A 20,854-nucleotide genomic window follows, 5' to 3' on the forward strand; every position below is an offset into this window, starting at 1 on the left:
ATTTTGTCAAGAATGCGTGTGAAATTTCACGCACAAAGACGAAATGGGCGGCTCGATGGCCGCCTGCGTGGATCGGCAAGCTCCTCCAATTTGCCGAAGAAGGCGAGCTTTCCCGCGGCATGCAGAGCGATCAGCCGGGTCAGGAACAGGCGCCTGAAAAGTACCCCGAGCACCCGCACAGGAAGCAGGAAAGCCGGTCGGGACGATATCCACCGGCTCCCGTCGGTTGCGATGCCGCCGCCCGGCACGATCATGTGGACGTGGGGGTGGTGGGTCATGGCCGAGCCCCAGATGTGGAGCACGGCAGTAATGCCAATGCGCGCACCGAGATGTTTGGGGTCGGCGGCGATGGTCATCATTGTCTCTGACGCAGTCCGGAACAGTAAGTCGTAGATCAGCGCCTTGTTGGTGAAGGCGACGGCGGCGATCTCGGCTGGGAGCGTCAAGGAGGGCTGGCTCGGCGCGGATGCACGGCTCCACGGCAGGATCCGCGGATTTCGGCCCTTCTATATGCAGTTCAAGCGGCCGGCGGCCTATCCGGATTTCAGCACCTCGAAGATTGTTACCGACCGCCGCAAGGCGGGGCTGAGCACGATGCCGCGTGCTCTCTACTTCCCGCTGCGCCAGAAGCGGGAGACGCATCGCGACTTTCAGCACAATGTCCTGTTCCGCTTGCGCGAACGATTGCTCAAGCGCGGGCTGGGCGACGCGGCTTATGTTTGCCCGCTGTTTCTGGATCGCTCTGCGTACCGGCTCAACATGCATTGGTCCGGTCTCGCGCGGTGGGGGGGCTTATGGCGCCACTATCCCTGGGAGATCGAGGAGGTGATGCTCGCGGACGGCGGGCATCGGATTCGGTTCGACCGAATGCCGATCTTTGCTGAGCACATCTCTGTGCCACCGCACGCTGTGGTCACCACCGCGTCGCATAAATACAGCTTTACTGACAGCGGGACCGACCTCTGCTTTCACTCGCCGAAGGCGCTGCCTGATGGATCGATGGACCTGGCAACATTCCTCGACAAAGTCTCGGCCGGGTTTCTCGATGGCGGAGAGAAACTGTCTCCCGATGAATCGGACCAAATGCTGAATGAACTGATAGCCGGCGTCGATGGCGATCAGAAGGCCGCGACGCCGACGTTCCGTCCCGACGGCGAAGATCCCATCGGGCGTTGGTTTTCCTGGGGCGATCATCTGCGCAGCGAATTTGAGATCGAGCAATTTGCGCTGGTTCGGTGGGAAGACGAGACGGACCTATTCTGACGCGGCCGTATACCTGCTTCCATTCGCTAACGCTTACGTCCGGTGCTGCAGCTCCGGATCGGCCAAGAGACAGCGGAATCTGACCCCAGGGGACGGCAGCTATCCCATGATCGGTCTTCAGAACCAGTCAGTCTGGAATCGGCCCCTATGTCGCCGTTGTGCCGATGACGGGATCCCCGCGTGGGTGACTAAGAAGGGGTGGTTTGCTGCCCGACCCCTTCCGGGCGGCGGAGCTAGAAAAGCGGCCATACAGGTGGCCGCCGCCCTTCGACCGTCACGGCCCCGAGGCGGTGGTAAAGGCGCGTATTCGCGGCACGTGATGGCAGACATCGCTAAGAAGGGCGAACTTGAGAATCCATCCGTTCTGACAGATCATGAGTCCAAACGTTAAAGAGGCCGCATTTCGAGAGGACTAGAAAGCGCGCAACCTGCTGGACGTTATAGACCTCATAAGGCCCCAAGCGCGGCGTTTCTTTTCCAAAAGCATGTGCCGCTACGAAATTCCGCAGGTAGCTGCAGGCGTGAATAGCGTCGGGAATGGAGAGTTCGATGTCTCGGACTACCTGCCCGTCACCATAGGCCGAGAATCGATCGCGTACCGGCTGAATTGCAAGTTCCGTCTCATCTCCTCTCGCTATCCAATCAACAGTTCTATTCAGATCAATCCCGGCCTTTTCCAGCCGTGACGTGATGTCCGTCAAGACTGGTGGATTCCACGTGTATTCCTTGTCCAACCATCGGGGCTTTTCTCGGCTGGAATTGATTTGCAGGTTCAACTCCTCAATGGCGGAGAAGGCAAGGTTGATAGCAATGGAGCTGCGCACGTGATCTGAGAACTCGCCGGAATGTTTCTCGAATATCTGTCCATAGCGAGGATGTGCTGACCAAGGCGTAATGGCTTCTGTTTCGTAGCTTCTTGCGAGTTTGTGGATCGCATAGACAGTCCGCATATCTGACCAGGCATTCGCCGCCACTGCAACGCCCACAGGTCTCTCCATTTTGAACGAGAAAAGCTCAAAGAATCCGGTAGTTCGGAAGAGATTTTCGAAGATGCTGGCCCGCTCAGACTCATCATCTGGTATTTCGAAACCTGAAGGGTTTCCATATTTCTGATCCGGGAACCCTTCAACGATAAGGTCGGCAGCGCGAATGAGTTGGATGATGTTGTTGGCTTCGGTTTCCTCAGCCTCCACCATCAACAATTGCCCGTGATTCTCGCCTTCCCCTAGAGCGCCAAATTCCGCCAAGGCGCCCGGTTGCGAAACTTCGGAATGCCCATTGTTGTAAAACTTAAAGCGCTTGGAAGGATCAGAAATAAAGCTGACTTTCCAACCGGCGCGCTGGCAGAGGGATGCTACCAACACTGTTTGCGTTGGTTCAAATACTAGGAAGCTACAAAGGGATGGCACGAACCGCTCCAATTTTTCATCCGGGGATCAACATACGCGTTACTGACTCAGGCCAGCAAGATCATATGGTGCGTACCAATCTGAGCTAATTCGGAGTTGTACCTGCGGCCCAAGCCTCTGCTAACGGTTCGGAGTCGAATTTGATGTTGCCAGGAAGAAGGGGACAATAGGTTAGACGATGAATTGGCCTATTACGTCGAGGGTCAGGCGCGCTGGGAACGGCCACTTTCGGGAAACTGCCAGAGACGCCGGCAAGTCCGAAATGTCGGTTCCTGCCGGTGCAGTTTCGCGGCACGCACGGCGACACTGAACGGCTTGGGTTGGAGCGAATATAGCCGGCTGAACAGATGAGGCGGATCGAACGTCTTTTTGCACTTCGGTTTGACGTCGCTACAGCCGCGACTTAACCTGTAGGTGGGGGGGAATAATGTGCGCGTTGGCTATGTAGAAATTGAGAATTTCCGAGGGATCAAGCAACTAAGGTGGGTGCCTGCAGGCGGAGTCAATTGTCTGATCGGCCCAGGAGATTCCTGTAAGACTACTATCTTGGATGCTGTCGCCCTGGCGCTTTCACCGCGCCATACCCTGAGCTTCGACGATCTGGATTTCTTTGGAGGCGATTTCAAGAACGCTGCCAAGATTATCGTGACCTTGACCGATCTTCCGGACGAATTCATTTCAGATTCGGCGTACGCTTCATATTTGCGAGGAATTTCTAACGACGGAAAGGTCGTCGACGAACCCCCATTGCCCGAGAATGGCCAACTCGCTCTGTCAATCATGCTCAGCATCGACGAGGGGCTCGAGGGAACGTGGACGCTCTGGAATGAACGTGTTGCTGCGGACGATTTGAAGCAGCGCTCGTTGAGTTATGCCCATAGATCGGCCGTCGCCCCAGCCCGCTTGGGCGTCTATGCTGACCGGCATCTAAGTTGGGGCCGAAATTCCACTCTGTCTCGTATGAGCGAGGGAGCCGCGGGTACGCAGGACATCCTTGCGCGGGCTGGTCGCCTTGCCCGTAATCATTTTAAGACAGAGGCCGCTGAACTATTTAAACTCAGCCTCGAGAATGTGACGCTGGCCGCCAAAAAGGTCGGTCTGGCACTGCCAAGTACGATTGCTGCAGGCCTGGACGTGCAGAACCTGGCCATCACCAATGGCAGCATTGCGATCCACGATGGGGAGGTTCCACTCCGAGCGCTGGGTATGGGGTCATCAAGGCTGCTCGTCGCGGCCCTGCAGGATCACTCTAAGGCATCCTCATGCCTGACTATCATCGATGAAGTCGAGCACGGGCTCGAACCTCACCGTATTGTACGCTTGCTCAAGCATCTAAAATCAAAGGATCGCGTAAGTCCGCAGGTTTTCATCACATCTCACTCACCCGTTGTAATCCGCGAGCTCAGCGTTCACGACCTGCATATCGTGCGTCGATCCGAGGACGGAGGGGTGACCGTTCGGCGTGCCGACAAAAAATACAGCAAGCGGGATCCACAGGCGCCCCCTCGTTCGATGCCTGAAGCATATCTGGCTCCCACCGTGCTGATAGGTGAGGGCAAAACCGAGGTGGGCTTGCTGAAAGGACTGGATGATTATTGGGTCACTCAGCATCTCGACAACCTTGCTTTGAAGGGCATAGCTCTGGCCGACGGGGGAGGGGTCGACCATGCCCCGGCGCTGGCCGGACAATTTTGCGGCCTGGGTTACCAAGTGGGCTTGTTACTGGATTCTGATCAGGATCCTGCGGACAAAGAGATTCTGGGCAAGCTGGAGAACGCTGGCGTCAAGGTGTTTCGTTGGGACAGAGATTGTTCCACGGAGGATGTCCTGTTTCGTCAACTGCCCTTGGCCGCGGTCGAGATGCTCTTCGATTACACCCTAACGTTCCTCGAGCCGGAAGCTATTCTCGACGCAGCCAACAAGCCCCGGCAACCGGATGATTGCTTCAACTCCATCGAGCAGGTCAGAGCCTGCCTCAACGATGCCACAGTTCTGGACGCCTTAGCCGCGCGGGCGAAGGGCAAGAAGAAAAGGGACAGCGAGGACCTGCATGGAGCCTGGTACAAGGACATCGCGAAGGCAGAGCATATAGCGCAAAATATCCTCGGCCCACATCTGCGGGAAGCACACAAAGGAGTGCAGGAAACGGTTAGCGCTCTTCGGAGCTGGATCGATGGCCATTCCTGAGAAGATCCACAAGGCCTTGCAGGCGAAAGCCAATGGCTCGGTTGTGGCACCGGCCGGCTACGGGAAGACGGAAACCATAGCCGACATCGTCGCGGGAACGTCGGATCGCTGTTTGTTGCTTACCCATACCCTCGCCGGCGTTGACGCGCTTCGAAAGCGCCTCCGGGAAAAGGGCGTGAGGTCCCACCGTTATCGGCTGGAAACCATTGCCGCCTGGTCGTTGAGGTACGCTGCCGCCTATCCAGTTACTTCAGGCTTCCCTCGATTGGCGACGCCGCGGGGACATCAATGGACCACCGTCTACGCTGCCGCGCAGCAGTTGCTCGGGGGGTACACGATCGACCGCGTAATTCAGGCCTCTTACGGCCTCATTCTCGTGGATGAGTATCAAGACTGCACCGCTGACCAACACGCAGTCGTGGCATTGTTGTCCAATCTCGTTCCAACCCTCATCTTCGGAGATCCACTGCAGAGCATTTTCGACTTCGGTGGGGAAGCGACCGTCCGCTGGCAGGTGGACGTGCTGCCGGCGTTCCCCCAAATCGACGAGTTGCGCACGCCCTGGCGATGGAAAAACAAAGGCAATGATCCTCTTGCTGTATGGCTTGGCACTGTGCGCGACGATCTACAGGCAGGCAGGGCGATCGATTTGCGCAGGGCGCCGGCTTGCGTCCAAGTGCATCACCTGGACGAACCGAGACGGTTAAGGGCCTTGGAGAGAAAATCCTGCAATCAAGTTAGCCTATCAGACTCCAACCGGCTGGCTATCATCGCCTCCAAAAGCAGCGAAGAGGTGCGCGCGGCCTTAGCAAAGCGGGTCTATGCGCAAAACGTCGAAACCATTGAATGCAAGGTACTGCAAAGGGCCTGTTCGAATGTCGAGGCAACGACTGGCATAGATCGCTTAAAAGTCGTGATGCGGTTGCTCCACCAGTCGATTGTCGGCGTGAACCGGACACCCTTCCTCCGCCGGATAGGCGAAATCCATGGCGGCAAACAGATCCGCAAGCCCCTCACGCCTTCCGAAACCGCAGCCTTGGCGATCATAACGAGTGACAAGTTGGAGCCGGTCATCGCGCTTCTTGACGAGTTCCGCAAAGGGAGGCGTACGTTCCGCGGAGAACTCATCTTTGCGCTCCGTGAAAGCCTGCAGCTCCGCTGCCTGCCCGGAAGCCCGTCGCTGCTGGAATGCGCCTGGCATGTGCAGGAACGCCGGCGACATGCCGGCCGACGCCACGGCTATAAGATCGTCACCAGCACTCTCCTCGCGAAGGGCTTGGAGTATGAGAATTCGGTGGTTTTCCTGACGGAGCCCGCCACGAAGGAAGATATCTATGTCGCTTTGACCCGAGCATCGCGCCGGATCGACATTGTAACGGCCGCTCTCGATCTCTCAGCCAAGTGACGTCGACTACTACAAGACAGAGTAGTTGTCTAAGGCCGTGAATTATTCAGCCCAGAATCCGTCGGCCCGATGACGGCCTCCGCTCTGCCGTCCGGCGGGAATCGAACGAACGGCAGGTTCGCGGAGACGACTGAAGCAATCAGAACGGCGACAATGGGGTCGGAAGCTGAAGGTCGACTTTCTGCAAATGACTCACCAAAACCTGTCGGTGCGGAACAGGCCCGGACGTTGCCTTTCCGCCAGGAACGGCCCCCGCTGATCACCGATGAGGACGCAGATCCGACGCCATCGGTTGAGTGCATTCGAAGTCGCTACTTAAAGCGTCGGTGCGATTTTCCATGCTAGATTTTTGATGGGATGCGTTTCGGTCAGTTAGTTCTGTCGAACCAGATGTAGCTTCCACTTCTTCATCGCGTTTCGTAACTGCCTTCACCACTGCGGTTTCCCGAAGTGGCTGGTCGTATGTCGACCAGCCATAGTCCCGGCATTTGGAAAATGCATCTGAGGGCGCGCTTATACGTCGCTGCGCGACGTGGCCCGGAAGGCTCTGGTGACCGGAACACGACCCTGTCTTGGCCAGTCTGTGTGCGCTGCCGCGCCGGGGTGGCGCTAATGGCGATCTATCATTTCGAAAGCCAGATCATCAGCCGCGGCGCCGGCCGCAGTGCGGTGGCCGTCGCAGCTTATCGCCACGCCGCCAGAATGGCCTTCGAGCGCGAAGGGCAGATGGCTGACTTTTCCAGCAAAAAGAATGTCGCCCACGCCGAGTTCATGATGCCCGATAACGCCCCCGACTGGCTCAGGGCGATGGCGGCCGATCGGACCGCTTCTCAGATCGCCGAAGCGTTCTGGAACACGGTCGAGACTTCAGAAGTGCGGGCCGATGCCCAGCTGGCCAAAGAGTTCGTTCTGGCGCTGCCCAGGGAGCTGACGAGGGCCCAGAATATCGCCCTGGTGAGAGACTTCATCACCGCGCACATGCTCTCGCGCGGCATGGTGGCCGACTGGGTCTATCACGATATCGACGCCAACCCGCATGTGCACATCATGACCACTCTGCGTCCGCTCACCGAGGATGGGTTTGGCGCCAAGAAGGTGGCGGTTGTCGATCAAAATGGCAATCAGGTGCGTGGTCGGGACGGCAAGATCGTCTACCGGCTCTGGGCCGGAGACAAGGCTGTCCTTACCCAGATGCGCGAAGCTTGGGCGGCGGTTCAAAATGTCCATCTTGCACGGCACGGCATCGATGCGCGGGTCGATCATCGCTCTTACGAGGAGCAGGGGATCGATCTGACCCCGCAGGGCAAGGTGGGGGTGCAAACGCGCAATATCGCCGAAAAGGCCAAAGCCGAAGGGCGCGCCATCGCGCTCGACCGCATGGCGCTGCACGACCAGCTGCGGCGCGAAAACGCTGCCCGTATTGCCCGGCGTCCCGAGATCGTCATCGATGCGATCGCGCACGAAAAGAGTGTCTTTGATCATCGCGATATCGCCAGACATCTCCATCGCTGGATCGATGATGGGACGCAGTTCCAGAACCTGTTTGCGCGCATCATGGCCAGTCCCGAGCTCGTCATGCTGGCGGCCCAGGGCGTTGATCCCGATACGGGGAAAGTGACGCCCAGCCAGTTTGCCACCCGCGCGATGGTGCGGGTTGAAGAGACAATGGCCAAACAGGCGCGTCATCTCTCCACTCAAGGCGCATTCAGCGCAGATCGTCGTGTCCGCGATCGTGTACTGGCGTCACATCGTCAACTTTCCGATGAACAGCGCAACGCCATAGCGCATGTGACCGGTGACGCCCGTTTGGCGTTGATTGTTGGTCGGGCCGGTGCCGGCAAGACGACAATGATGCGCGCGGCGCGTGAGATCTGGGAAGCATCTGGCTATCGCGTTGTCGGCGGTGCATTGGCTGGCAAGGCAGCCGATGGTTTGCAGACTGAGGCGGGAATCGAAAGCCGCACGCTTGCCTCCTGGGCACTACAATGGGAGCGGGGGCGTTTAAAGCTCAATGACCGAACCGTCTTCGTTCTCGATGAAGCGGGTATGGTCTCTTCGCGCCAGATGGCCGACTTCGTTTCCGCTGCCGCCTATGCCGGTGCCAAGCTTGTCCTGGTGGGTGATCCCGATCAGCTACAACCGATCGCTGCAGGGGGTGCATTCAGAGCGCTGGCCGACGAGGTCGGGTTTGCCGAACTCTCGACCATTTATCGCCAGCGTAAAGCGTGGATGCGCGACGCATCAATGGCGCTGGCGCGGGGCAGGGTGGATCAAGCCCTTTCTGCCTATCATGACCGCGGCCACATTATCGAAAGGGCCACAAAGGACGAAGCCATTGCGTCCATGGTGGCCGACTGGGTCGCCGACTACGTTTCCCATAAGAGCCCGACGCTGATGCTCGCCTTCATGCGCAAGGATGTGGCCCAGCTCAATGCGCTGGCGCGCGAAGCGTTGCGCGAGACGGGGATGATCGCAGAGGGCGAACCGTTCCTCACGGTCAACGGTCAGCGCAGGTTTGCGGCCGGCGACAGGGTGGTCTTCTTGCAGAACGAAGCCTCCCTTGGCGTCAAGAACGGCATGTTGGGGCGCGTGGTTGAAGCCGAGCGTGGCAAGATCACGATTGCCGTTGGGGACGGGCAGGGGGCACATCAGGTTCAGATCGAACAGCATGTCTATGACCGGATCGATCATGGCTATGCCACCACCATTCACAAAAGCCAGGGGGTCACTGTCGATCGGGTCAAGGTTCTGGTGTCTTCCCTGTTTGACCGGCATTTGGGCTATGTGGCGCTGACCCGCCATAGGGACGCGGTGCAGCTTTATGCCGGTGCCGATGACTTTAAACCCACAAAGCGCATCGATCACGCCAAAGGAGTTAGGGGCGTGATTGTCGAGACCGGGCTGGCCAGGGTTCGCCAGGATGCCGATGCCAAACCCACCCCTTATGTCGATCTGCGCGATGGGGCGGGCAAGACGCATCGGCTGTGGGGTGTAACGCTGCCCGAGACACTCAAAAGGGCAGGGGCGAGGGTAGGGGACATTGTTACCCTGACACGGACAGGCAAAGAGGAGGTGACCGTCAAGGTTCCGGTCACGGATCCCTTACGCGGGGTAAACCGGTTCGACGACAAGACTGTCGAACGCAATGTCTGGGCCGCGACCCGGCACGACAACTCTCACCAGGACCGCCCACAGGCCCGCCAACAGACGGCTCAGCCTTCAGACCTGTTCGATCAGCTCGTTGCCTCTCTGTCGCGGTCGCGGGCCAAGGCGACAAGCCGCGACTTTGCCGGTTCCGCCCTTCACGCTGACGCCGTCGCCTATGCCACAAGACGCGGCCTGGATGGCGCCAGGGTGATCACCGCGGCCATACGCAATCAGGCCGACTGGCTCACCAAACAGCGTGAACGCCTGGCCAAGGCAGGCGAGAAACTCGGCGCACTTCTCGAGCGCTTCGGATTTCACAAGGTCACCGCTGAGGCAAAGTCTGCTCAGCCTGGCGGTGACGGCCATTGGCTGAGTGGCCGCACGACCTGGACCCACACCATCGCACAGTCCGTGGAGACCGCTTTGCATTCAGACGCCCAGCTCACCGTTTCATGGTCAGAGCTCACCGAGCGCTTTGGCTTTGTCTATCAGACGCCGCACGCGGCGATGGCCGCCATGGGTCTGGACAGCGGGGTGGCCAGTGACAGTGCGGCCTTAAAAGGTATCGCCGACCAGCTCGGAAGCGATCCGGAAGCGTTTGGCACGCTGCGCGGCAAGACGGGATGGCTTGCATCGCGTGCGGACAAGGCCGAGCGGGAGATGGCCCTTAACAATCTTCCGGCGCTACGCCACGAGCTCGCCAGCTTCAGTCGGGTCCGCGACGAGACCATCGCCCGTCTCACAGCGCAAATGTCGCGCGAGCGGGCGCTCCAGCGCATCGATGTGCCGCGTGTGTCTCCAGCGGCCCAACGCGTCCTCGAGCAGATCGCCGCTATTGCAACCGACAAGGACGTGGATGCCCGCATCGCAGACGCGCTCAGCGACGGGCAAGCCAGAGCTGAGATCGTTCGTCTGAACGCCGCTCTCAGACACAAGTTTGGAGACCGGGCCTTTGCCGCCCGCGCCCCGAAAGGCCACAGCTTTGAAGCGGTTGCGGCCAGGGTCGCTCAGCCAGAGCGATTAAAACTGATCGACGCATGGCCGCTGTTGCATGCCGCGCATAAAGTGGCGGGGTATGAGCACAGGCAGGAGTTGGCGCAGGTCAGGCTGCGACGACAAGCACTCGATAAAAGGCATGGGTTCACCCGATGAGGAAATGGCCAATGATCGTGCGGCATGCCGCCTACGGCGCCGTAGGCCAACTGATAAGACCAACTAAAGGAGGCTAACGGTGCCGAATGACGTTGCCGCCTCGCATTTCTCTGAGAGAAAGCCAATCACAATCAACATGTTGCTACTGTTAGTGGAGGTTGACATAGTCACGTCTCCCAACTTGATCATTGCGGAACACGGGGCGCGCTGAGTATGAAATCAAGTCTGGAACACCTTCCAGAGCGCAAGCTGCGCGAAATCGCTAGGATTGTTGAGATCATCCATGAGGAGTTCGAGGATGCTCTGATGGAAGCGAGGTCGGAGACCAAGCGCCGTGGCCGTATTCTGAAAATTATTCTGTTTGGCTCTTACGCCAAGGGGACATGGGTTGATGAGCCTCATACGATGAAGGGCTACCGCTCTGACTACGATATCCTGGTAATCGTCAACGAGCGCCGTTTTGCCGACTATAGTTACTGGGACCGTGCAACCGATAGGCTGAACCGTGATCCTACCATTGGTGTACCCGTCGGCGTCATCGTTCATTCAGGCCGCGAGGTGAACAATTTTCTGCGCAATGCGCAGTACTTTTTCACGGACATTCGGAAAGAGGGCATCGTCCTCTATGAGATGGATGACCGGGAGTTGGCCGAACCGGGGATCCTCACTGCCGAGGATCAATACCGCATCGCGTGTGCTCACTACGCGGAGCGATACGAGCATGCGCAAAATTTTGCCAAGGGGGCCAACTTCTTCCTGAGTGAAGGCAATTTTAAAGAGAGCGCCTTTGTTCTGCATCAATCGATCGAACAGGCTTACACGTCAGCCTTGCTAGTACTGACAAACTACAGCCCTCCGTCTCACAACCTCAAATTTCTCCGTACTCTTGCAGAGGATCGAGATCGTAGGCTGGTTGACGCGTGGCCGCGAGATCAGCACCGATATGAGGCCTGGTTCAACATCCTGAATGAAGCTTATGTGAAGGCCCGATATTCCAAGCAGTACAAAATCAGCGAAGAGGCATTGCGCTGGTTGATTGAGCGCGCTGCTCACCTGCACGACATAGTGGAGCTGGTGTGCAAAGAGCACCTCAAGAGGTTAGAGCAAGCGCTCAAGCACCAGGAGTAGTTGGGGCTTGCCTTTCTCGCTGACCAGATTGGGCGAATTCCAGTCGTGTTGCTAACTCCTTATCTTGCCCTCCGCCGTTGGTGGTCTACGCGAGTCTCATTGCTCTCGTTGTACCTACAGCTCGGAAACTGATTGCAAGCCTTGAAGCTCGAACCAGACCTGCTTCGCTTAGGCACAATGCGTCCGACCTTGCAATCGGGGCACTGGTCTTCCACCGCTAGGCCTTCAGCCGTCTCAAACATGACGTCATCCCCAGCGATTTGGCATAGCTCCTGTACATAACGAGAGGGCTGCCGGTTATGGGTAAGCAAATAGACGCCACGGATCGCTCGGGTTAATGCGACATAAAACAGGCGCCGCTCTTCGGCATAGGCAAACGTTTCAGGGCGAGGAATGACAAGATTGAGGAGCTCATCGTCCTCAATTTGACTTGGAACGCCGTAGTCACCCTCACTGATATCCAGCAAAACGACATAGTCTGCCTCCAGTCCCTTCGCACGGTGAAAGGACATGCCCGTGACGTTGATGTTCTCGAACCTTGGCGCTCTGCCCTCGAACGGATCGAGACGGTTATAGCGCCAAAGCACAAGGACTTTTAATTTTGCGCTTGGGTCTTGGCGCCACTGTTCGGCTATTCCACCGAGTGCTGCATCCAGCCTTTCAAGCACAGCCTGACAAGCTTGATTGAAATCTGGCCGACTCTCCTTGTCGCCCACAGGTACGACCCGAATTGACCGCGGTATTGCTGAGCGGCTGGAGCGGACCTCTTTCTTAAGCTGAGCAGGATTGCGCTGCACAAACTTTGCTGCGGTTTCAGCAATCAGCTGATTGCAACGATACGTTTGCTCGAGGCGTCCTACCCAGCCCTGGCCGAAATGGTCCTCGAAGCGGGTAAAAAGGCTGATGTCGGATCCGGCGAAGCGATATATTGACTGCCAATCGTCGCCCACCGCAAAAATCTTGCACGATGAACGCTGGCTTCTCAGCGCCTTGATGAGGTTGGCGTTAGGTTCAGAGATGTCTTGAAACTCATCAACGAGGATCAAGGAGAAGGGGCTCTGGTAGCGACCGGTTTCAATCAAGCGGGTGGCGTCGCCAATCATGGAGTCGAAATCGATTTCCTCGGTTTCTGCCAGCTTTCTGGAGTAGGCCTGCGCAATCGCCGAGACAACACGCGCGAAAACTCGACCGCGCGCCTTATCATGGAGCGTCTCGGCGCGTTCGAGCAAGGCTTCAAGTGTAAGCTGTCGCGCTCGCACATGCTTCACGCTCGTCGAGATGATCTTGTTGCAGTGGTCGATCACCACCGGCTCGATAGCCTTTTTGATCTCAGACCAGTCTCTCGCTTGTAGCCCGTATCCGCGCTCGACTAGCGCTGATCTTAAAGTGTCGATCAGGGAGCCATCGGTAGCCTGCGCCGATGTGGTTTCGAAAAAGTCACGCCCCATCTGCGCATACGTTTGTCGCTTAGCCCGGGCGTGCTCAGCGTAGTTGGCGAATGGCGAGCTGCCGTCGGCATTTAGGGCGAAATGTTCGTGTATCGAGTCCGTCTGAGGATAGTAGAAATCTGGATGCACGAAGCTGGGGCTGCTGTTGCGATCATCTACCTCAATCTGCTTTTCATACTCGAAATCGACCGAATTGAGCCAAAGCCAATTGGCGATCTTTTGCTCTTGGAGCGATTTCACAAAGTCGCCAGAAAGCGCGCCGATGGTCGCATTGCCATTCCGCCGCCGCGCGGAAGTGTAGCGATCGTAGTCTGCCTGTCGGTCAAAGTGCTCGACCGGCATATCGGCCTTGGGATGCACGACCAGCAGTTCAGTCCAAAGCGCGGCGAACTCGGGATCGCTATCAAACAGCGTTTGAATGATGTCCTGAATGGCCTTGGCCTCGCCAGCAGGATGGCCGGCCCAATTGGCCAACTTTGGTGGTCGCCCGGAGACGTCCTGAATGATGCTGCGTCCCAGCGCGTGGAACGTGGTCACTCGACACTCGAGTGCCGCCTCGTTGACACCCAATTGCTTTGCAATCCTGCCCTTGAGTTCGTCGGCGGCACTCTTGTTGAAGGCGAGCAGCAAAATGTCTTTTGGCTCGTAGAGCTTTTTCTCGAGCACATAGGCAAGCTTGCCCACTATGGTGGCCGATTTTCCAGAACCGGCCGAAGCGACGAGAAGATTATTGTCTTCAAGCCTTATGCAGGCCTCGCGCTGTTGGTGCGAAAGCGAACGACCATCTAGATCGTCAAAGAAGTTCTTAAGCGCACTATGCTCGGCGGAGACAAACGCCTCATTGTGATCGTGGCGCAGCGCGGGCGTGATCGCCATTTTCAGCCATTGGGGCAGGGACGCCCGGAAGGCGTCAGGCATGAGTTGAGAATCAAAGAGGGGGTGGCGCAATGCCGAGGCGATATTTTTCGGCAGGTCGCTCAGAGCGCGATTGAGATCTGAGACCGCAAGGTATTGATCGCGGGGCAAGCCAGTATTAGCGGCGCTAAGAGCTGGGCGCTCACCGTCAATCACGCCAAATAGGTATGAATTGATAAACGTATAGAGGTCTGCGGCAAGCGCGTTCGCCGAGCGGCGAGATAGTCCAGCAAGCTTATGGGTTTGTCCGAGCGCTTTAAATTGGACGGTATGCCAGATCAAACCTTTAGAGATCGAGATGTCGGTGATGTCAGCACATTGAATATCTGCATTTGGATCGCCGAGACGAACACGGACATTGGCGTTTCGGTCAGTATCGAGAACCAACTCCCATCGGCCGGCTCGAAAAAGTCGTGCGATTGGGGCGGGCCGGTATGTTTGTCTCGAAGCAGTCGCCATCGCATCCAAGTCCGCTTTTCAAACGTGCAGCACTGCACGCGAACGAGCCTAGCGGCTAGAAGTTGAGAACGTCAAAACCAGACGCTGCTGAACCCAGCGGCCTTAGCCGACAAAACCCCGTAAATACACTCAAGCGTCTTGTCACGGCCAAACCACTGATTGCTCAGCAATTGGCCACAACGAGGTCGAACGCTTCGGCGGGCCAATCATAATTGGCGATATCGACGTGCTGGGTTTCCAGCGAGATGCCGCGGCGAATGGCGAGGTCTTGCGCCTTTCTCAAGGCGACCGATGAGCTGTCTATGGCGGTGACGGCAAGGCCCTGTTCGGCCAGCCATACGCCATTCCGGCCCTCGCCATCGGCTACGGCGAGAGCGCGCCTGTGCCCTTTGACACAGTCAATGTGGCTCGCCAGAAAGGCGTTCGGTGCTTCGCCGAAAACATAGTCCGCGCGATCGTATCGACGGTCCCACTCACTCATTTTCGGCTCTTTTCGTTCAGCCTGCGCCAAGCATGTTGTTGCCCATCCGGCCCGCACGAGTAAAGCGGTAGTAATCAGACGCCGAGTTCGGTGCGGGCCGCTGCCACGGCTTCGCGGAACTGGTCGATATCGAGGGCGCCGTTGATGAAATAGGGGCCGATGAAATAGGCGGGCGTTCCCGTAATCCCAACCTGGTCGGCTTCGGCGAGGTTGCGGCGCAATTGGTCGAGCAACGCGTCGCCATCGCTTTCAATCGTGGCGTCGACGGCATCCATATCGACAGGCGAGGCCAAAAGCTGTGGGAATACGCATGCCCTCTATACCCATCAGGGCGTCGTGGGCATCAAGATACTGTCCGTTGCGGCGCAGCAAGTGCGGCCTGACCGCCATGGACAGACGCTGCTGTCAGGATTGGCCAGTCCTTGTACATCACCTTGAGTTTGGGATCGCTTTCGCGCAGGGCCTTGAGATGTGGGGCGCTGCGTTTGCAGAAGGGGCAATTGTAGTCGAGATACGCCACCATTGTAACGTTTGTGTCCGGTCCGCCGAAGGTGGGCGTGTCCGGTGTCCCGAAAAGCTCGTCGAGATCGGGCGGCAGTTGGGTATCCTGCGCGAAGCCTGGAATGGCGTAGGCTGCCAAAGCTGCGGCCGGGGCGACGAGCGCAAGGCGATGGATGTAGCGACGGGTCATTTGCTGGGGCATAGGGCCTGTCGGTCACTCGGTAGTTGCTTATCCCAAAAACTCAGCCATCTCATGCTGTAGCGCTTTCAACGGGCCGCAGGCCGCACCATTCGGCAATAAAAAGCGCGATTACTTTGGTCGTTTCTCGCATCGAGGCGAGGTCGGTTCGCTCGAAAGGGGAGTGGCTCCCTTCACCATGGCCGCCATAGCACAGGGTCGGGATATCGAAATACAGGTCGTACTGCCGGGTATCGGAAGTCGCCGTCTGGCAAAGTGTCTCGAGCGGCTTACCGGTAACCTGCTCGTGGACCAAGCGGAGCGTTGCCTCGGCGTCCGTGCCCGGCTCAAACACATGGCCATCGGCTTGAAACCCAATCCAGTCGACAACGGGATCTGCCGAGGCATCCAATCGTTTCGCTGTTTCGGTGATGCATGCGCTCACGCGTCCACGCATGTCTGGCAGGCTTGTTCCTGGCAACACCGAAATCCGGCATTCGATGTCGCACCAGGAGGGTACAGAGCCGAGCCAGTCCCCACCGCGGATCTTGCCGAGACTGAACTTGACCGGGTTATCGATACTACCGAACCAGGGGTGATCGCGCGCCTCGGTGTTGATCTGAGCTGTCAGCTCCATCAGATCCTGGGCATATTGGTAGCCAGCCAGGATCGCATTGGCGCCTGGCGCTGCGCTTGAGAGCACATGGCCCGGCCTGCCAAAGACGCGCACCCGGAACCAAACCGAGCCCAACTCGGCGCGCAAAAGCTTGCCATTTAGACTTTCCGGAATCAGGGCAGCTTCGGCTCGGTATCCGCGCTCGAGCGTCGCTAGTGCGCCATTGCCCGTACATTCTTCTTCACAAACAGTCTCGATGTGAACCCGGGCGTCGGGAACATACCCGATGGCTTTGAGAGCATCGAGGGCAAATACCATTTCGGCGACCCCAACTTTCATGTCGTTTGTTCCGCGCCCAGACATCCAGCCGTCCTTTATCTGGGGCTTGAAGGGCGGGTGGGGCCAGAGCTCGGGCGCACCAGGGGGAACGACATCGATATGCCCCTGAAGGATCAGACTGCGACCACCAGGATCGGTGACATCATGGGTCGCAACCACGATCACAGCATCGGCATAATTGGCGTCGACGACGGGTGAAAATCCAGGTTTACCTTCAACATCCACCTCATCGATAGTGAAGCTGTCCACGGACCAACCGCGAGCGGCAAATTCCGCTGCCAGCCATGTCTGGCAGGGCCTGATGTTACCCCTTACACTATCGAAAGATGCAAGATGGGCCAACCAGTCAGTCTGGGCGTCATGCAGGTCAGAGAGAACTCCGTCCAGCTGCTGGGCCAGTCCGGGTTTGTCCATTGGCATATGCGTTTCTCCGGCAATTGGTGACATGGCCACGGCTCGAGATCAGAGCGAATGATTACCCCTCGTACCCATAGATTTCCCTGGCGCGCTCGGTGGTCAAATAGCCATTTTTAATGTCTCGGGCGATGTCTTGGGGGGCACGCTTTTTGGCATCGCCGCATCCCCCACCATTGCCGGTGACCACCCGGATCACGTCACCTTCGTTCACCTCGACATTTGTGGCAAAGCTGAAGCGCTCGGTGCCCCCCTTGCGACGGATGACTTCGACATAGTTGGGGGAACCGTCGAGACCACCTTCAATGCCCCAGGGCGGGATGCGAGAGCGGGTGTAGCCTAGGGACAGGAAGTTGTGATCGGCGCGAACGCGGTAGTGCACATCAATGCCTTTGCCACCTCTCCATTGTCCTTCACCGCCCGGCTCGGCATTTAACGCGATCTGATCGACCCAAAGTCCGTAGCGAGCCTCGGCCACTTCGGCGGGGCAATTGAACGTTTCTCCATGAAAGCCCGAGAACTGACCCGAGGGCCCGTCGTGACCCGGCCATGCGCCCCAGCCGCCAACTTGTGGTTCCACGATGGTGTAGTGGCGCCCGGTCTCAGGGTGAGGACCGCCAACAACGGTGCCGCAGATTGAAGCGAAATTACCGGCCGGCACGATACCGGGGAAGTGGTGCGCCAGCGCGCGCAAGAGCATGTCGAAGAGCCGGATTTCAACTTCTGAATAATAACCCAATGCCCCGGGTTCTTGAACGTGGAAGATGGTGCCGGGCTTTGTCTTGACATTGAGCGGCCGGAAAAACCCGCCATTGCCAGGCGCCTCCGGGTCTGTAAAGGCTTTAAAGGCGAGCTGTACAGCAATCTCGGTGCCTTCGCGCGAGGAGTTCGACGAGCCGGCCTGCCCAGGATTGTCGGTGAGATCGACAATGAACTCCTCTGCGGTGATGGTCAGTGTGACCTTATGGATTTGGCCGGTGTCCTGCTCTTCCTCAAAGCTGTAGGTACCATGGGGCAGCGCCTTCAATGCGGCACGAGCGCGTGTTTCGCCCAGGTTCATATAGTCGGATATGGCCGCTTCGAACGTTGAAGTCCCATATTTGGCGATCAATTCATGGATGCGGCGCTCGCCGATCCGCAGGCCCGCGATCCCGGCCCAAAGATCGCCCCGCAAATATTCGGGCAGGCGGGTGTTGGTATAAAGAATATCGAACACCGCACTGTTCTCGCGGCCTTCGTCGAAGAGTTTGACAGCCGGCACGCGAATGCCTTCTTGGAAAATCTCGGTGGCATCTGAAGACATCGAGCCAGGCACCATGCCACCGACATCGTTCCAGTGCGCAATGTTGGCCACCCAAGAGACCAGTCTGCCCTCCGCAAAAACCGGCGCGGCGAGCACCATGTCATTGAGGTGGGTAACGCCGCCGTAATAGGGGTCATTGGACGCAAAGACGTCGCCCGGCCTGATCGTTTCGAGCGGGAACTTTTTGAAGATGCCATGGATCGCTTTGTCGAGCACGCCGATAAAGGCTGGAATGCCGGCGCCCGAGGCGGCGATTTCGCCTTTGGCGTCGAGGATCGACGTGGAGAGGTCGAGAACCTCATAGATGATCGCACTCATTGAGGCCTTGCGTTGGGCCACGAACATTTCGTCGGCCACAGCTTCAAGGGCGTTCTGGATGATGTCGAAGGTGACTGGGTCGTGGGTCATCTGGTTGTGCTTGTTCATGTCTCAGCCCCCGAACTCGATGTGCGTGTTGCCGTAGTCGTCGATTGTGACGCGATTGCCTGGATGGATGACGACTGTGGTGCCCGGATCCTCGATGATTGCCGGGCCGACAAAGCTCATGCCGGGTTCGAGCTTTTCACCATCATAGATGGTTGCTTGGTGCTCGCCCTCGGTCGCGTAATCGACCTGACGACGGCCCTTTATGGCGTCGGCTACCGCCGTACCGGTTGTGGGCAGCGGGACGATGTCGAGTTTTCCCACTTCGCTTGATGCGATCAGGTGAATGCCTGTCACCTCGACGGCGGCATCGAGCCTGTAGGTGTATTCGCGCTCGTAGGCGATGTGGAAGTCGGCAATCATGGATTTGATTGTTTCAGCGGTGACAGGGCCGGCCGCGATTGGAATTTCGACCCCGAACTCCTGGTTCTGGTAGCGACACCGGATCTGGGGCACGAGCTTGACTGCGTCACGGGCGATGCCTTCGCCGGCAAATTCGTCGCGGGCCAGCTCCATTGTGTGGTGCAGGAGCGTATCGAGCGAGTGTGCGTCGCCTGCGTCCATGAGCTTGGTCGCAAAATAGTCCCGCCGCAGATCGGACATCATCATGCCCCAGGCCGAAAAGACGGGAGCACCGCGCGGAATGACGACCTTTTTGACCCCCAGCTCCTGTCCCAGCGCCACCCCATGCATGGGCCCGCCGCCGCCGAAGGCGACAAGGGTGAAGTCACGCGGATCAAAGCCCCGGTTCACCGATACGAGCTTGAGGGCGTTGACCATGTTGGAATTGGCGATGCGGACGATACCGCGCGCGACCTCGACCGGTGAAATGCCCAGCTTGCCCGACAGGTCTTCAAAGGCGCGTCCAAGGGCCTCCATGTCTGCTGTTACGGTGCCACCGCAGAAGTAGTCCTTGTTGATGCGGCCTAGGGCGAGATTGGCATCGGTCGTCGTCGCTTCGGTTCCGCCGCGCCCGTAGGCAGCCGGGCCTGGCGCGGCGCCGGCGGAATGGGGCCCGACGTGCATTTTGCCAAAATCGTCTACCCACGCAATTGACCCGCCGCCATTGCCGATCTCGACCAGATCGACAACGGGAACCATGATCGGGTAGCCCGCCGAGCGCTTATCGCGCTCTATCCAGTAGTCTGTCTTGACTGTCGCCTGGCCGTTGAGGATCAGCGAGCACTTTGCGGTGGTGCCGCCGATATCGAGTGCCAAAACATTGGGTTCTCCAATGATCCGGCCCAGTTCGGCTGCCCCCCAAAAACCCGAGGCCGGACCGCTCTCAACCATGGTGATCGGGACCGCCTTGGTGGCTTCGAGGGAGTCGACACCGCAATTGGACTGCATGATAAAGAGCTGCCCGCGATAGCCCTTGTCCTTGAGGCCGGTCTCGAGCTTTTCAAGGTAGCGCTGAGCTTTGGGCTGCACATAGGCGGAAAGAACGGTTGTGTTTGTGCGTTCGTATTCGCGCCATTCGCGGGTGATTTGGTGGGACGCAACGACCGTGACGTCGGGCCAGCGCTTTTGCACCTCCGCGGCGAGTGCGACCTCATGGGCCGGGTTGGCGTAGGCATGGAGCAGGCAGATCGCGACCGCCTGGACGCCTTCGGCCCGGAAGAGCACGAGAGTCTCATCCAGCGCATCAAAGCTGAGAGGAGTTACCTCGTTGCCGTGGTAATCCATGCGCCCCTCGATTTCGCGGCGCAGATATCGCTCCACGAACGGGGCAGGCTTTTGGTACATCAGGTTGAAAAAGTCCGGCCGATTGCCGCGGCCAATCTCGAGGGAATCCCGGAACCCCTTGGTGGTGATCAGGCCCACTTTCGCGCCTTTGCGCTCGGTCAGAGCGTTTATGACGACTGTGGTGCCGTGGGCGAACATGTCGATCGCGCCGATATCGATGTTGGCGCGATCAAGGACGTTCAGGACGCCTTGTTCGAAATTGGGTGGCGTGGTGTCCGATTTTGCGGTGCGGACCTTCTGCGTTCCGGTTTTCGTGTCTGTTTCGAAATAGACGAGGTCGGTGAAGGTGCCGCCGACATCGGTCGAAACACGGGTCATTGTGTCAGCCATCGCGGGTCTC

General features: G+C 58.2%; 13 protein-coding genes and 1 pseudogene. 5 read left to right on the top strand and 9 right to left on the bottom strand.

Annotated features, from left to right (window positions below; all coding sequences use genetic code 11):
• Positions 1-68: 68 nt before the first annotated feature.
• Positions 69-443 (bottom strand): annotated as a pseudogene (locus tag BLR31_RS14040) (transposase); the annotation flags it as partial.
• A 67-nt stretch (positions 444-510) separates the two neighbouring features.
• Between BLR31_RS14040 and BLR31_RS14045 the strand changes: the two are divergent.
• Entirely contained in the window at positions 511-1,263 is a 753-nt protein-coding gene (locus tag BLR31_RS14045; RefSeq protein ID WP_143009394.1) for a hypothetical protein, read from the top strand.
• A 332-nt stretch (positions 1,264-1,595) separates the two neighbouring features.
• Here BLR31_RS14045 and BLR31_RS14050 read toward each other — a convergent pair whose 3' ends face one another.
• Entirely contained in the window at positions 1,596-2,684 is a 1,089-nt protein-coding gene (locus BLR31_RS14050) for a hypothetical protein (RefSeq protein ID WP_143009395.1), read from the bottom strand.
• A gap of 474 nt (positions 2,685-3,158) precedes the next feature.
• Here BLR31_RS14050 and BLR31_RS14055 point away from each other — a divergent pair, with 474 nt between their 5' ends.
• The 4 genes from BLR31_RS14055 to BLR31_RS14070 all read left to right on the top strand — a co-directional run bounded on the left by BLR31_RS14055 (position 3,159) and on the right by BLR31_RS14070 (position 11,691).
• On the top strand, positions 3,159-4,859 hold the full coding sequence (locus BLR31_RS14055) for an ATP-dependent nuclease (RefSeq protein ID WP_342027597.1): 1,701 nt from the start codon (positions 3,159-3,161) through the stop codon (positions 4,857-4,859).
• Positions 4,846-6,264 carry a UvrD-helicase domain-containing protein gene (locus BLR31_RS14060; RefSeq protein ID WP_090597332.1) on the top strand — a complete coding sequence of 473 codons (1,419 nt, stop codon included), beginning with the start codon at positions 4,846-4,848 and terminating at the stop codon, positions 6,262-6,264. Before BLR31_RS14055 ends, BLR31_RS14060 begins: the two co-directional genes overlap by 14 nt.
• A gap of 612 nt (positions 6,265-6,876) precedes the next feature.
• Positions 6,877-10,563, top strand: coding sequence for a Ti-type conjugative transfer relaxase TraA (traA, locus tag BLR31_RS14065; RefSeq protein WP_090597333.1), 3,687 nt, complete (start codon positions 6,877-6,879; stop codon positions 10,561-10,563).
• A gap of 213 nt (positions 10,564-10,776) precedes the next feature.
• On the top strand, positions 10,777-11,691 hold the full coding sequence (locus BLR31_RS14070) for a nucleotidyltransferase and HEPN domain-containing protein (RefSeq protein WP_090597334.1): 915 nt from the start codon (positions 10,777-10,779) through the stop codon (positions 11,689-11,691).
• A 59-nt stretch (positions 11,692-11,750) separates the two neighbouring features.
• Here BLR31_RS14070 and BLR31_RS14075 read toward each other — a convergent pair whose 3' ends face one another.
• The 7 genes from BLR31_RS14075 to BLR31_RS14105 all read right to left on the bottom strand — a co-directional run bounded on the left by BLR31_RS14075 (position 11,751) and on the right by BLR31_RS14105 (position 20,844).
• A complete protein-coding gene (locus tag BLR31_RS14075; RefSeq protein WP_244505073.1) occupies positions 11,751-14,441 on the bottom strand; it encodes a UvrD-helicase domain-containing protein in 2,691 nt (896 codons plus the stop codon).
• Positions 14,442-14,676: 235 nt separating this feature from the next.
• A complete protein-coding gene (locus tag BLR31_RS14080; RefSeq protein ID WP_090597336.1) occupies positions 14,677-14,994 on the bottom strand; it encodes a class I SAM-dependent methyltransferase in 318 nt (105 codons plus the stop codon).
• A 74-nt stretch (positions 14,995-15,068) separates the two neighbouring features.
• The gene (locus BLR31_RS14085) at positions 15,069-15,269 is read right to left on the bottom strand and encodes a DsbA family protein (RefSeq protein ID WP_090597337.1); all 201 of its coding nucleotides are present in this window, start codon (positions 15,267-15,269) and stop codon (positions 15,069-15,071) included.
• A 68-nt stretch (positions 15,270-15,337) separates the two neighbouring features.
• A complete protein-coding gene (locus tag BLR31_RS14090; RefSeq protein ID WP_090597338.1) occupies positions 15,338-15,697 on the bottom strand; it encodes a thioredoxin domain-containing protein in 360 nt (119 codons plus the stop codon).
• A 49-nt stretch (positions 15,698-15,746) separates the two neighbouring features.
• Entirely contained in the window at positions 15,747-17,048 is a 1,302-nt protein-coding gene (locus BLR31_RS14095) for an ArgE/DapE family deacylase (RefSeq protein WP_176762673.1), read from the bottom strand.
• Between the two features lie 55 nt (positions 17,049-17,103).
• Positions 17,104-18,771: a hydantoinase B/oxoprolinase family protein gene (locus BLR31_RS14100; protein ID WP_244505074.1), complete on the bottom strand. Its 1,668-nt coding sequence runs from the start codon at positions 18,769-18,771 to the stop codon at positions 17,104-17,106.
• Positions 18,772-18,774: 3 nt separating this feature from the next.
• On the bottom strand, positions 18,775-20,844 hold the full coding sequence (locus BLR31_RS14105; RefSeq protein WP_090597340.1) for a hydantoinase/oxoprolinase family protein: 2,070 nt from the start codon (positions 20,842-20,844) through the stop codon (positions 18,775-18,777).
• Positions 20,845-20,854 lie beyond the last annotated feature (10 nt).

This window comes from Pelagibacterium luteolum (assembly GCF_900100665.1).
Classification (GTDB): domain Bacteria; phylum Pseudomonadota; class Alphaproteobacteria; order Rhizobiales; family Devosiaceae; genus Pelagibacterium; species Pelagibacterium luteolum.

Excerpts from the sequence above, each read along its gene's own strand:
- BLR31_RS14045 (WP_143009394.1), top strand. The coding sequence starts at position 511 with ATGCAGTTCAAGCGGCCGGCGGCCTATCCGGATTTCAGCACCTCGAAG.
- BLR31_RS14060 (WP_090597332.1), top strand. The coding sequence starts at position 4,846 with ATGGCCATTCCTGAGAAGATCCACAAGGCCTTGCAGGCGAAAGCCAAT.
- traA (WP_090597333.1), top strand. The coding sequence starts at position 6,877 with ATGGCGATCTATCATTTCGAAAGCCAGATCATCAGCCGCGGCGCCGGC.
- BLR31_RS14070 (WP_090597334.1), top strand. The coding sequence starts at position 10,777 with ATGAAATCAAGTCTGGAACACCTTCCAGAGCGCAAGCTGCGCGAAATC.
- BLR31_RS14080 (WP_090597336.1), bottom strand. The coding sequence starts at position 14,994 with ATGAGTGAGTGGGACCGTCGATACGATCGCGCGGACTATGTTTTCGGC.
- BLR31_RS14085 (WP_090597337.1), bottom strand. The coding sequence starts at position 15,269 with ATGGATGCCGTCGACGCCACGATTGAAAGCGATGGCGACGCGTTGCTC.
- BLR31_RS14090 (WP_090597338.1), bottom strand. The coding sequence starts at position 15,697 with ATGCCCCAGCAAATGACCCGTCGCTACATCCATCGCCTTGCGCTCGTC.
- BLR31_RS14095 (WP_176762673.1), bottom strand. The coding sequence starts at position 17,048 with ATGCCAATGGACAAACCCGGACTGGCCCAGCAGCTGGACGGAGTTCTC.
- BLR31_RS14100 (WP_244505074.1), bottom strand. The coding sequence starts at position 18,771 with ATGAACAAGCACAACCAGATGACCCACGACCCAGTCACCTTCGACATC.
- BLR31_RS14105 (WP_090597340.1), bottom strand. The coding sequence starts at position 20,844 with ATGGCTGACACAATGACCCGTGTTTCGACCGATGTCGGCGGCACCTTC.